Annotated in this window: 8 protein-coding genes; 4 read left to right on the top strand and 4 right to left on the bottom strand. The window is 41.8% G+C overall.

Features of this window, described 5'->3' with window-relative positions; all coding sequences use genetic code 11:
• Positions 1-100: 100 nt before the first annotated feature.
• The 3 genes from FTU02_RS10310 to FTU02_RS10300 all read right to left on the bottom strand — a co-directional run bounded on the left by FTU02_RS10310 (position 101) and on the right by FTU02_RS10300 (position 6,650).
• Positions 101-1,693, bottom strand: a complete 1,593-nt coding sequence (locus FTU02_RS10310; protein WP_078192693.1) for a peptide chain release factor 3 — start codon at positions 1,691-1,693, stop codon at positions 101-103.
• Positions 1,694-1,935: 242 nt separating this feature from the next.
• Positions 1,936-4,002, bottom strand: a complete 2,067-nt coding sequence (locus FTU02_RS10305) for an EAL domain-containing protein (protein WP_180156986.1) — start codon at positions 4,000-4,002, stop codon at positions 1,936-1,938.
• 437 nt (positions 4,003-4,439) lie between these two features.
• Positions 4,440-6,650: a carboxy terminal-processing peptidase gene (locus FTU02_RS10300; protein WP_180116706.1), complete on the bottom strand. Its 2,211-nt coding sequence runs from the start codon at positions 6,648-6,650 to the stop codon at positions 4,440-4,442.
• Positions 6,651-6,850: 200 nt separating this feature from the next.
• On the opposite strand from FTU02_RS10300, the gene nagZ reads away from it, so the two are divergent.
• Both nagZ and FTU02_RS10290 read left to right on the top strand, forming a co-directional pair.
• On the top strand, positions 6,851-7,873 hold the full coding sequence (gene nagZ / locus FTU02_RS10295) for a beta-N-acetylhexosaminidase (protein WP_180021058.1): 1,023 nt from the start codon (positions 6,851-6,853) through the stop codon (positions 7,871-7,873).
• 130 nt (positions 7,874-8,003) lie between these two features.
• Positions 8,004-8,873 (top strand): class I SAM-dependent methyltransferase, encoded by an 870-nt coding sequence (locus FTU02_RS10290; protein WP_180021060.1) that lies wholly within the window; start codon positions 8,004-8,006, stop codon positions 8,871-8,873.
• A gap of 28 nt (positions 8,874-8,901) precedes the next feature.
• Here the strand turns inward: FTU02_RS10290 and FTU02_RS10285 are convergent, their stop codons facing one another.
• On the bottom strand, positions 8,902-10,230 hold the full coding sequence (locus FTU02_RS10285) for an alpha/beta fold hydrolase (RefSeq protein ID WP_180004547.1): 1,329 nt from the start codon (positions 10,228-10,230) through the stop codon (positions 8,902-8,904).
• 303 nt (positions 10,231-10,533) lie between these two features.
• On the opposite strand from FTU02_RS10285, the gene FTU02_RS10280 reads away from it, so the two are divergent.
• Positions 10,534-11,799, top strand: coding sequence for a glutamate-5-semialdehyde dehydrogenase (locus FTU02_RS10280; protein ID WP_180021062.1), 1,266 nt, complete (start codon positions 10,534-10,536; stop codon positions 11,797-11,799).
• A gap of 494 nt (positions 11,800-12,293) precedes the next feature.
• Positions 12,294-13,511, top strand: coding sequence for an acetate/propionate family kinase (locus FTU02_RS10275; RefSeq protein WP_078189653.1), 1,218 nt, complete (start codon positions 12,294-12,296; stop codon positions 13,509-13,511).
• The last annotated feature ends 58 nt before the right edge of the window (positions 13,512-13,569 follow it).

The raw sequence follows: 13,569 nt of genomic DNA, 5'->3' as shown, positions 1-13,569 counted from the left end.
CTAAACGACCAAATGATTGCGTAATGTATGGATTTAAAAACTCTACCACAAAATAAAACAGCTTCACGAAGAAGCTGTTTTATTTCTGTAAAAGAACAACTTAGTGTTCACGTGTATTACTGAACACAATATCCGGATAACGTTCTTGCATTAACTGTAAATTCACACGACTTGGTGCAAGATAAGTTAAATGACCACCGCCATCGACAGACAATTGGTCGTGTGCTTTTTTCTTAAATTCGTTGAATTTTTTCTCGTCATCACACGATACCCAACGTACGGTATTGATACTTACAGGCTCGTAAATACAATCAACTTTGTATTCTTCTTTCAGACGATAAGCCACAACTTCAAACTGAAGCACACCCACAGCACCCACGATTAAGTCATTACTGTTTTGCGGCATAAAGACCTGAGTCGCCCCTTCTTCTGAAAGTTCTTTTAAGCCTTTTTGTAGCTGTTTTGACTTCAAAGGATCTTTTAAACGCACGCGACGGAACATTTCAGGGGCGAAGTGAGGAATACCGGTAAAGTGTAAATCTTCACCCGAAGTGAAGGTATCGCCGATCTGAATCGTACCATGGTTATGCAAACCGATAATGTCGCCCGGCCATGCTTCTTCAAGGTGCTGACGGTCACCAGCAAGGAACGTTAAAGCATCACTAATACGCACATCTTTACCTAGACGCACATGTTTCATTTTTAAGCCTTTTTCATACTTACCTGAACAGATACGCATGAATGCAATACGGTCACGGTGTTTTGGATCCATATTGGCTTGAATTTTAAAGACGAAACCAGTGAAGCCTTCTTCAGTCGCTTCAACTTTACGGTCTTGAGTTGGATGTGCTTTAGGTTCAGGCGCATATTGACTAAATGCATCCAAAACATGGTCTACACCAAAGTTACCGAGTGCCGTACCAAACAACACTGGCGTTTGACGACCTGCCAAAAATTCATCACGGTCTAAAGGTTCATTGGCCATTTGAACCAATTCCAATGATTCTTCAAATGCAGCCCAAGCGAGATCACCGACTTTTTCACGCAAATCTGCATAGTCATAGCCATCACGGACTTCAATATCCGTAATTGTTGAACCGAAACCTGCCTTATAAACGTAGAATTTTTCTTCGAGTAGGTTAAATACACCGGCAAAGTCACGACCTGTGCCCAGTGGCCAAGTAATCGGAACACATTTAATTTTTAAAACGTTTTCGATTTCATCAAGCAGTTCTAATGGCTCACGAATTTCACGGTCCATTTTGTTGACGAATGAAATAATCGGCGTGTCGCGCATACGACACACTTCCATCAATTTGATCGTACGATCTTCGACACCTTTTGCACCATCAATCACCATGAGCGCAGAGTCAACAGCGGTTAATGTACGGTAGGTATCTTCAGAAAAGTCTTCATGCCCTGGGGTGTCGAGCAAGTTAATCATCTTGTCTTTAAACGGGAACTGCATAACAGAAGTGGTGATCGAAATACCACGTTCTTTTTCCATTTCCATCCAGTCAGACGTTGCCGCACGATCAGATTTACGGCTTTTTACCATACCTGCAACCTGAATCGCCTGTCCCCATAACAACAGTTTTTCTGTCATTGTGGTTTTACCGGCATCGGGGTGGGAAATAATAGCGAAAGTACGTCGCTGAGCGACCTGTGTCGCTAATTCTTCTTTAAAACTCATGAAAGACACCTACTGCAAAACTCGCAGTGCAAAAGATCAGATCTGATCAATATGGAAAATTGGCGATATTGTATCAGATTGACCATTAAAAATAATCAACCACATCGGGTTGAGTCAAAATCTTAGCGTGGCGTGTCTTGATGTTTTACATTGGATGACGACCTGTTTTTATCGACGATATAGCACATTTCATTTTCTTTTTTTCTGTACACATTGGCAATGCGATCAGACTACAAATGACTTTATTCAACTTTCATTTTCATGCTTTCTTCAAGCTGTGCCACTGGCATCGGCATGCCTAACAAATATCCCTGCAATTGTTGGCAACCTAAACGTTTTAAAATTTCTGCTTGTTGTTCTGTCTCTACACCTTCTGCAGTGACCGTTAAACCCAGTCGAATTGCCAAGTGAATAATACTTTCTAAAATAATTTCTTCTTTAGAGCCGACGCTCAAATTGCGGATAAACTCACGGTCAATTTTCAGCTCATCTACAGGCAGTTCTTTTAAATACAAGAAACTTGAATGTCCCGTACCAAAGTCATCAATCGCAACTTTAATTCCCATCTTTCTCAAATGTTCAAAAGTTACAATACTGGCATCGATATGATGCATCGCTGTTGACTCGGTAATTTCAATAATTAAATGTGACGGGTTGATTTCATACCGTGCAAAAAGCGACTCTAAGGTACTAAATAAATGTTTATGTTCAAACTGAATCGCTGATAAATTGACCGCAATCGGATACAGCGGCATATTCAGCTTTTCCCAGTGCTGAATTTGCTTACAGGCTTCTTCAAGCGCCCAATAGCCCATGGCAATAATCAGTCCAGTTTTTTCTGCACCATTGATAAACTTATTTGGCGTCAACATACCTAGAGTTGGATGATTCCAACGAATTAAGGCCTCTACTCCACAAATTTCACGATCAACGGCATTAAATTTTGGCTGATAAAATAAAATAAATTGCTGTTCTTCTACCGCTTTATACAAATCATTGATCAGTTTCGTCTGACTTTTTTCTTCAAATTGGTCGGCAGTATAATTAAAAAATGAATAGGTATTACGCCCCTGATACTTCGAACTCAGCATTGCGGTGTCTGCATTGATCAGTAGGTCTTGTAAGTTCGCACCATGTTCAGGGTACATCGCAATACCAATACTGCCTGAAATGTTAATTTCCTTACCTGCAATCAAAAAGCTTTCTTGCATCAATTCCAATATTTTTTCAGACATTGCTGTGGCAGAGTCATTGCTTGCCGACTCAAGCACAATCAGAAACTCGTCCCCACCGATTCGTAGCAATTTGGCTTGATCATTAATTAAACGGTGAATACGCGTAGCAATTTGAATCAGTAGTTGATCACCCACATGGTGTCCAAACACATCATTGACCGCTTTAAAACGGTCGATATCAATATAAATAAAAGCAATTTTATCTTGTCTTAAACGATGCTCTGTAAATAGAAAATGTGCATATTCAGCCAAAAATAGTCGATTAGGTAAACGGGTCAAATTGTCCTGTACCGCTTGATTGGCCAGTTCTCGATTTGCGCGCATCAACTGCAAACTGCGATGTTCTAAACGTTGCTCAAGTACTGCAACGCTAAAGGCCGCCATCAACAATAAACTGGTGACAAATAAGACAATAAATAGCAATAAATTATGGTTAATTTGAGCCGCAACCAATACATCCATCGAGTTTAGCGGTACAAAATCAACAGCTGCCATACCAATATAATGCATAGCGACAATGCTAAATGTCAGCATGACCGCAACAAAGGCATTCATGATGTTACGTTTAGACGAATATTTATTTTTAAACGTCATCCAAAAGGCCAAACCCGAACCACAGATCGCAACTAAAATTGAACAGATAACAATTAAAGGTTCATACCGTTGTTCATAGCCCTGAACGGCTAAACTCAGCATACCGGTATAATGCATGCCGGAAATGCCAAGGCCCATTAACACTGAACCTAAAATTAAACGCGGAAAAGGTAATGTCTGTCGTGTGGTTAACCACACAGCAAAAGTGGAAGCAACGAAAGCAATAAAATAGGATATCAGGGTCAGACTGGTATCGAAACTATGGCTTGAAGGCAAATGGCTGGCTATCATGCTTACAAAATGCATGCACCAGATCGCAGCACCTAAAATTGCACCGCTGAAGAATAAAATGACATTTTCATATCTTGGTCGTGTTCCACGAAACAACATTTGTTCGAGTGAAACAGCAAAGTAACAACTTAATAATGCAACTACGATTGAACCAGCGACCAGACTGTAATCATAATGAATATGAGTCATATCAAGCGTTCCGCTTAGGTTATCGTGGCACTTTCTTTAACCGAATTACCCAATCTATCTCTTCCCTTTAACTTGTTACGTTTTCAATTACTTACTTATTTTCCCTTAGAATCTATTAGTCTACGATAATGGTCAAGTCTTTCTTTCAAGATTTTAAGCAACTGATTAATTTAAAAAAAGAAAGCTTGATGAAGTTCACTAAAACTTAAACTTTTGATAAAAAACGCATCAGGTGGTTTTTATTTTAGAACAGTTTCTAACCATAATAAAATGAATAAGTTAGAATCATTTATAGATTGCTTTCTAGATTTAAATCGAACACCGCCCTACTCACAAAAAAAATAGCGAGCCGTAGCTCGCTATTTCTCAATGGATAAATTCATCTTTTCTGTCAAAAACTCAAGCAATCATCTCAATGTTATTTATGGATGAATTACTTACTTTTTGGCTGTTGTTGTATGCGTTTTGCCTTGTAATTTGGCATAGTCCATTAGCACGTTTGCTGCTTCCGTCACAAAGACTTCTTCTTCAGGCAGTGCTGGACGTTGGTTTGCCTTCATTTTTGCACGTGCCTCCACCAATGCATCCATAGACGCTTGGTAGCTTTCCCAGTTGGCATAAGGTTTTTGACCCACCACTTTACGGCGCTGATTTTCAGCATCCAAAGACTTTTGCTCTAGTGCCAACAGCTCGGCTTTACGCTTCGCTAAGTCAAGCACCACACGCTTTTGCTCTTCTGTCTTTTTCGCAATCGCAGTACGTTGCTCTAAATATTTAAATTGCGGATCAATGCTGACACGTTGCTGAGATGACTTAATCAAATCGGGAACATAGGCTTGGATCGAGCCTTCACGTTTAAACGGTGCTGTAGGAATGGTATCCCACTGTAAAGCATTTTTCGCTTTACGTTCACCAAACTCTTCATTGTAAATATCAACCAACTTAATATCAGGCACGACCCCTTTATTTTGGGTACTGCCGCCAGTCACGCGGTAGAATTTACGTTGCGTTAAGGTCGCTTGACCATAGGCTAAAGAGTCAAGTTGCACCTGTGCAGTACCTTTACCCGTTGTGGTACTACCAATCACCACACCACGTTCATAATCCTGAATCGCAGCAGAATAAATTTCACTCGCAGATGCCGAAGCCAAGTTAATCAATACTGCCAATGGGCCTGCATAAGTTTGCGCGCCACCATCATCATCTTCAAACACGCTGACATTGCCATTACCATCACGGATTTGCACCACTGGACCTGATTTAATCACTTGTCCAAGCATACGCGCCACTTCTTCAAGTGAGCCACCTGGGTTGTTACGCAAATCAATGATGATGCCTTCAACATTTTGCGCATCTAATGTTTTTAAGGCTTTATTGGTATCTTCTGACACAGAGCGGTAATCTGTACCTGCACGACGGGCACGATAGTTCAAATAAAACGATGGAATTTCAATCACACCAAACTTATGTTTTTTGCCATCACGTTCAATTTCAACGGTACGTGAACGCACGCCCGCATCTTCTTCTTGAATTACATCACGTACAATCGTGACATTTCGCGCTTGATTCATGGACGCACCAGCACCCAATAAACGTAAAGTCACTTTGGTGCCACGTTTACCACGAATCAGTCCGACAATTTCATTGCTCGGCCAACCGATCACATCCACCATTTTGTCGCCATCTTGGGCAACACCAACGATGCGATCACCTGACTTGACTTGTCCTGATTTGCTGGCTGGACCACCTTCTACAATCGTTTCAATTTTGGTGTAGTCTTCGTTGCCACGTTCAGGACGAATCGACACCCCAATCCCTTCCAATTGCAACGTGGTTTGACGGTTCAATTCCATCGCATCTACAGGCGGAAAATAGTTACTGTGCGGATCATACGTCAGCATCATGGCATTCAGAGTTTTATCAAGCACATCATCGCTTTTTAAACGACTAATCCGCTCTAACTGACGTGTATAACGCTTAGTTAAGGTTTGTTCAGGAGTTAAATCTTCAGGACCAGTTAAATCTTGACCATTTGCTAGGGCAGGATCATCTTTCAACGCTTTCTGTTTGGCTTTCTCTTCTTCTTTGCTGATGGTTAAATTGATCAGCTGAGAGACCAACATTTTATTCCAATGCGCACGCTGTTCTTCTGTCGACTTAAAGAATGGCGCTTTTTCACGATCGGTTTCGATGTAGCTATTCGGTTGATTTAAATTTTGTGGCTTTTTCAGCTCTTCCAACATATAGGTGTAGAACTGTTTTAAGCGCTCACGATATTGCGCATGAATGGCATACGGCCCTGTTAAATTGCCCGCTTTGAGATTTGCGCCAAAAGTTGGGCCATAACGTTTTTTATAATTTTCAATGTCCGGTGCCAAGAACAACGTATGTTCAGCGTCTAAACTATCAATATAAAAATCTAAAATACGGTTAGAGGTATTGGCATCTAAACGCTGATTTAAATAGTGTTGACGGTCTACCAATGTTGCAAGCTGACGTGAGACCAAGGCTTGTTCTTGAGTGGGTTGAATAGTACCCGCACTCACTGCTTCTGTATTATTGGCAGCAATTGCGTCATTCACCACATGAGTGAAAAAGAATCCACCTGTCGCAATCGCAACGGCACAAGCTAATGTTTGAAGTTTCATAAATAATTTGTACTTCCTTGGTATTAAGACCAATATTACCGTGTTGGTTTTCGACCTGAATTGAATAGATTCAAAATCTTAAACAACTTAATATGTTTATGTCGTGTAGTTTTATCATATTCTCTGCTGACAAAGTGTAGCAAATCATTGCAGAATTCAGGTATTGTTTTTCCTTAAAAATTCCAACACGGACACCGAATATGATTGGCGCATTAATGCTCGACATTGCTGGCACAGAACTCACCCAAGAAGATATTGAACTATTACAGGCACCACAAGTTGGCGGCATGATTTTATTTGGTCGCAACATTGAATCTCCTGAACAAGTTCGTGCCCTGACCGACCATATGCGTCAAATTCGTCCTGATATTTTAATTGCCGTCGATCAGGAAGGTGGTCGTGTACAACGCTTAAAGCAAGGCTTCACACTCCTACCAGCTATGGGTAAGTTTGGAGAACTTTACTTAACTGAACCTGAAAAAGCAGTTGAACTGGCTGAACAATGTGGCTGGTTGATGGCGGCTGAAGTCCTTGCGGTCGGGATCGATTTCAGTTTTGCACCAGTGCTGGACCTAAATAATGTCAGTGATGTGATTGGTGACCGTGGTTTTGCCAAAAATATGCAAGACATCATTCCACTTGCAAGTGCCTTCTTAAAAGGTATGAAACGTGCGGGGATGGCATCTACAGGTAAGCATTTCCCAGGCCATGGCTCGGTGAAAGCAGATTCACATGTCGCTGCTGCCATTGACCATCGTAGTTATGAAGAAATCTATCAAAAAGACATGCAAAGCTTTATTCAACTGCAACCACAGCTTGATGCCTTAATGCCTGCGCATGTGATTTATGAAAATATCGATCCTAATCCTGCTGGATTTTCACCGTATTGGATTCAGAAAGTCTTACGTCAAGAGCTCCAATTTGATGGCATTTTATTCTCCGATGATTTAAGCATGCAAGCCGCTTGTGTCGCTGGCGGCGCAGATGCTCGTATCCAAGCAGCATTAAATGCAGGTTGTGATATGGGCCTCGTGTGTAATAACCGTGAATCTGCATGCATTGCGCTGGATGGCATTCAAAACTTGGCTCTCCCAAATCAAGAACGCCTAGAACGTATGCGCGGTAAAATCCCACAGATTGAGATTGGACAAAGCATTGAACTCGGGGCGGACTGGCAAAACGTGCGTAACCGTATTGTGGATTTTAAAAATCAATATTGCTAATCCAAGACTTTCAAAATTCTAGAAAATGGAGCACGACAAGGTGCTCCTTTTTGATTTATGATGAAGACAAAATAAGTGCTTCGGCGCTATACAAAAATTGCCAATAAAAACAACATTAGGTCAGGACGACATGACACAAAGTTTATCGGAACATCGACACATTTCCTTTACTGCACATTACACCGGCTATATTTGGTACAGCATGGGGATTTCGCATCCCGTTTTTGCCACACGTAAAGGCAAATTTTTAGCACGTTTAGTCCATCCTTTAGAAAGCTGGGCAGAAAAGAATGTGGGCGGTAGCATGCGCTCGACGCTCAAACAGCGCCATGCCATGATCGATCAACATTTAGATCAACTCATTGCCCAACACCCTCAGCTACAAGTCCTTGAAATTGCCTGTGGCCTCTCCCCGCGCGGTTGGAATTTTCGCACCAAACATCCTGAAATTGACTATCGTGAACTCGACTTGCCAGATATGGCAAAAATCAAAACACAGGCACTCAAACAGATTGACCCGCATGCCCCCGAGGTCTTAACTGGCGACATTTTCACACAAGATTTTGAACGTATTTTTCAGAGTTTCAACCCTGAACGTCCTTTGGTGGTGATTAGTGAAGGGCTAATTAATTATTTTGATCAAACGCTACTGAATAAGTTATTGCAAGGGATCACCGAATATGGCGCCTCGTTTCAGGAATTACATTATCTGACCGACATCTATCCAGAACCCGTTAAAAACCGTTTAGCACGTTTTATTTGGGCCAGTAGTAAATTACTCAAAGTCATGTCTCGCAGCGCTTTTACTTTTCATTTTCAATCCCCTGCTGAATTACAGCAGTTTTTCACCCATACAGGATTTGAAGAAGTAAAAGTCGTTCAGCCGGCCTTATACTTTCCACAACAGCAACATGAACAAGTGATTCCTTTCCACGATGCAGAGCAGCACTGTGGCGATTTGGTTTGGATGGTCCATGCCAAAACAAAAAAACAGCGCTAAAGCGCTGTTTTTTTTAGTTGTTCATGTTTTAACTGACGGCTTCTAATAACAATACATCTTCTTTTTGGCGTTGTACAAAGCGTAATAAGCGCTCTGCCAACTCAAAACTACCATGCTTAAACAAAGCGCGAACCTGTGTATCCACAACGTCAAAGATGAGACATTCAATTTTAAACTCACCTTCTTCGTCTTCTAGATGTAAAGCCAAATCTCGTGGATATGCGTGCATGGAGTCCAACATTTCAGCCTGCACATTCAACAACACACCGAAATAATTTAAATCCATAATTTGAGTATCAACCACAAGGTCTGAATGGCGATGAGATAAATGCGTGAATGGCTGTTGTACACTTACACGCGCTTCGCCACGGCGTTCAATATTTTGCATTTGCTCACGGCTCATTGGAATGATCCCGTCCAACTGCTGAATAGACTCACCGCGTAGATAAGTTGCAAACAAATTCATGGTTTCCTTACGGCGTTGCAACTGCGGTAAATGATCCGCATTGGCAATCATAGCAAATTGCATATTCGGACATTGCAATGCAAAGCCCGCATTTTCATGTGGCAAAGTAAAACTGTCGTACTGCCCGCATGACACCAATACATCACACTGTGGAATCGGCACGTCTTGCAAACGCAGCAAACGATTACAGTTAATGTCATAACGCTCTTGTTCGGTATTGGTGAATTCAGCCATTTGTCTAAAGAACAAACGCTTCGCTGTCGGTGACATCCGCGTCACATCCAGTTTGGCATGATTGACCAAATACAAAATCACCGCTTGACCAAATTCATCCATGCGCTGTTCTTTCATTAAGTGCAAGGATTCTTCAAGCAACATGCGCCAGCTCTTGCGCGTTTTTTGCATCACGCCCATTAAAATCATGCGATCAATCAATTCAGGACGTTGATCGGCCAGACCTGCTGCCACCACTGAACCTAGTGACATCCCCATCACGGATACTTTTTCTAGCCCGACGATATCCAACCAAACGCCCAACATCTGCGCCAGATCACCCAACTCTAAAGTCCCTGCTGACACGGCTGTATCGACATTGGTAATTTGCTGGTTTGAGCCCATGGAGGGTAAATCAATTAAAATAATAGGGCCTGCCGCAAATAATTGTTCGACACAATATTTGTAGGAATTAAAGTTTTGAAATGCCCCACCAATAATAACAATCGGGGTGCGATGAATGGTTTCAGGTTGTGCAATGGCCATATATTCGACCTTCCAGCCATCAATCCATGTCGTTCTGGCAGGCTGTTTAAAGCTTTGCTTGTCATACAGATCAAAAAAACTGTAATGCGTACTTTCCTGTACGGTGGGATCCATTTGGATAATGGAATTCATATTCCTTTCCTCCATTCCTGCCTTATTTTTATTGTCAGGAATTCATTTAGAGACTCTGCTCGACTTAGCGTCCTGCTCTTTAATCGTTATTTGTACGACTTCAATGTCGCTATTGTTTCATTCTATACAGAGGTTCATTTTACAAGCAACTGATATCCCCGCCGCTTATCTACTTTTGTTCTAAAAACAATTTCAAAATGTTAATTCTGGTCAGCAAGTACAGTCGAATATGCACTTAAGTGCTTCATTGTTCAGTCACAGGCTGTTAATATCGAGTTGAAATTTCTAAGTGATCAAACCGCTATGCAAGAGTCTATTGAACAATACATGCAAACGGTAGGACAGCAAGCACGCACAGCATCACGTGTGCTCGCAGGGGCTTCTACCCAGACTAAAAATAATGCCTTATCAGCAATTTATACTGCTTTACAAAACAGTGAAACTGCAATTTTGGCAGCTAACCAAGTGGATATGACCAAAGCGCATAACAACAACTTGGATAGTGCTCTCCTTGATCGCTTAGAACTTACCCCCACACGCTTTAAAGGCATGCTTCAAGGTCTAAAAGATGTAATCGCACTGACTGACCCGATTGGCGAAATCACCGATATGGCCTTTCGTCCGACAGGTATTCAGTTAGGAAAAATGCGTGTGCCACTAGGTGTTGTCGGCATGATTTACGAATCTCGCCCGAATGTAACCCTTGAAGCCGCATCTTTAGCGCTTAAATCAGGTAACGCGATTATTTTACGTGGTGGTTCTGAAGCTTTGGAATCTAACCAAGCAATTGCAGCAGCGATTCAACATGGCTTAACTGCCGCTGGCTTGCCTGAACATGCCGTTCAAGTGCTTAATACCCCAGACCGTGCTGCGGTTGGCCAATTAATTACCATGCCTGAATATGTCGATGTGATCGTACCTCGTGGTGGCAAAGGCTTAATTGAGCGTATTACCAATGAAGCACGTGTGCCGGTCATCAAACATCTTGATGGTAACTGCCATGTTTTTGTGGAAGCTCAGGCTGATTTGCAAAAAGCATTACCTATTGCGCTCAATGCCAAAACACACCGTTATGGCGTATGTAATGCCATGGAAACCTTACTTGTCGATGAAAATGTCGCTGAAGAGTTTTTACCACGCATTGCTGAACTTTATGCGGAGAAAAAAGTTGAACTTCGTGGCTGTGCTGAAACGCAGCGCATTTTGGGTGAATCGATTGTTCCTGCAACTGAAGAAGATTGGTATACCGAATACTTAGGCCCGATTTTGGCAGTGAAAGTCGTTACTGGCTTAGATGAAGCGATTGAGCACATCAACAAATATGGCTCACACCATACCGACTCAATCATTACCGAAAACTTCAGTTTGGCGCGTCAGTTCTTAGCGCGTGTAGATTCGAGTTCAGTGATGATCAATGCCTCAACGCGCTTTGCAGATGGGTTTGAATATGGTCTTGGTGCTGAGATCGGTATTTCAACCGATAAAATCCATGCACGTGGTCCAGTCGGTCTAGAAGGTCTGACTTCTCAAAAATGGATTGTGTTTGGTGATGGTCAAATTCGCCAATAACACCCAATAAGACAATGAAAGCTGTGCTTTTCTGATTAAAGGCACAGCTTTTTTTATGGCAATTTAAAAAACTAGACCCAAGGTTCACATATTGAAATATAAGCCTGCAAACACACAGGATCTAGAATCGAAAAACAGATATTTTGACAATTAAATGCTTCAGAAAAATAAGAGAAGTTCAAATTACCTGCTTTTTTGCAACAATTTTAGGATTACAGCGCAGCAACCGCATGTTATGTTCTATGTATATCCCTTAAATCGTATAAATTTTGAGGATTATTTTATTAATAAATGAAAACTATGAACTGATAAATTTTAATTATTATTGTGCTCAGGGTCGATAGTGCTTAAGTCTAATCTCCTAAAGTCTATCTAGGACGATAAAAAAACCCATGATAAAACATCATCACAGATCTAAATTGCATCAATCAATACAACTGCAATCAGATCAACATTATGGATAAGTATTTCAATTAGAATTCGGGTATTTAAACGTGTCTACATCAGTATTAGTAATTAACTGCGGATCTTCTTCTATCAAATATGCGTTAGTTTCTGAGCGCCGTGAAGATCGTATTTTTGGTCTGGCCGAGAACCTAGGTTCTGCTGATGCACGTATTAAAGGGGTCACTACGGGTGGTGCTGCGCTTGAGCTGTCTATTCCACATGCTGACCATGAAAAAGCCCTCGAAACTATTTTAGAGCGTTTGGCTCACCATAATCCTCAAGCGATTGGTCACCGCGTGGTACACGGCGGTACATTAACCAAAGCTGAGCTATTAACACCAGAAATAATTGAACGTATTCGTGAAGCAACTCCGCTTGCTCCATTGCATAACCCGGCTCACTTGGTGGGTATCGAAGCAACCATGCGTTTGTTCCCTGAACTTCCGCAAGTAGCCGTATTTGATACAGCATTCCACCAAACGATGCCGTCTCATGCTTACCGTTATGCATTACCAAAATTCTTGTACACACAGCATAACGTGCGTCGTTATGGCTTCCACGGTACTAGCCATGCCTACGTATCTGAGCGTGGCTCAATGTTGGCAGGCAGCTTTAAACAAGGTGGTTGGTTAACTGCTCACTTAGGCAATGGCAGCTCAACTTGTGCGATTTGGAATGGTCAATCTGTAGATACGTCAATGGGTCTAACACCACTTGAAGGTGTGGTGATGGGCACACGTAGTGGTGATGTTGACCCAAGTATTCACAGCTTCCTTGCGAGCAACTTAGGTTGGGATATCTACAAAATCGACAAAATGCTGAACAGCCAATCAGGCCTACTCGGTTTGTCTGATCTATCAAATGACATGCGTACATTGATCGAAGCATCAGAACAAGGTAACGAAGATGCCGCGCTTGCCATTGAAGTATTCTGCTACCGTTTAGCAAAATCTTTGGCAGGTCTCAGCTGTGGTCTACCACGTATTGACGGTTTATTCTTTACCGGTGGTATTGGTGAAAACTCTGCCTACATTCGTGAAAAAACGGTTTCATACTTACCACACTTTGGTTTCAACCTTAGTAAAGAATTAAATGACAACTTAAAACGCGGTACGGAAGGTCGTATTGACCACGGTACTGGCCCACAAATTTGGGTTGTTCCTACCGATGAAGAAGGCCGTATTGCCAAAGAAACTGAGCATGTTGTAGACGAGGTGACAGCGTCTGCTACAAAAAAGCCTGATGCTGAAGCTGCGATTGCATAAGCAATCGCATCAGCCCCTTCGCCTTCAATATTAATTTTTAGCTTTAATTTAGACACCG

Origin of the sequence: Acinetobacter sp. YH12045 (assembly GCF_013419925.1) — a bacterium.
Classification (GTDB): Bacteria; Pseudomonadota; Gammaproteobacteria; order Pseudomonadales; family Moraxellaceae; genus Acinetobacter; species Acinetobacter amyesii.
The sequence above is the reverse complement of the archived record's forward strand: the minus strand, read 5'-3'. Positions and strand labels throughout refer to the sequence as shown.

Bases quoted from the DNA above. Each gene is read 5' to 3' on its own strand.
- FTU02_RS10280 (WP_180021062.1), top strand. From the start codon at position 10,534: ATGCAAGAGTCTATTGAACAATACATGCAAACGGTAGGACAGCAAGCA.
- FTU02_RS10300 (WP_180116706.1), bottom strand. From the start codon at position 6,650: ATGAAACTTCAAACATTAGCTTGTGCCGTTGCGATTGCGACAGGTGGA.
- FTU02_RS10285 (WP_180004547.1), bottom strand. From the start codon at position 10,230: ATGAATTCCATTATCCAAATGGATCCCACCGTACAGGAAAGTACGCAT.
- FTU02_RS10310 (WP_078192693.1), bottom strand. From the start codon at position 1,693: ATGAGTTTTAAAGAAGAATTAGCGACACAGGTCGCTCAGCGACGTACT.
- nagZ (WP_180021058.1), top strand. From the start codon at position 6,851: ATGATTGGCGCATTAATGCTCGACATTGCTGGCACAGAACTCACCCAA.
- FTU02_RS10290 (WP_180021060.1), top strand. From the start codon at position 8,004: ATGACACAAAGTTTATCGGAACATCGACACATTTCCTTTACTGCACAT.
- FTU02_RS10305 (WP_180156986.1), bottom strand. From the start codon at position 4,002: ATGACTCATATTCATTATGATTACAGTCTGGTCGCTGGTTCAATCGTA.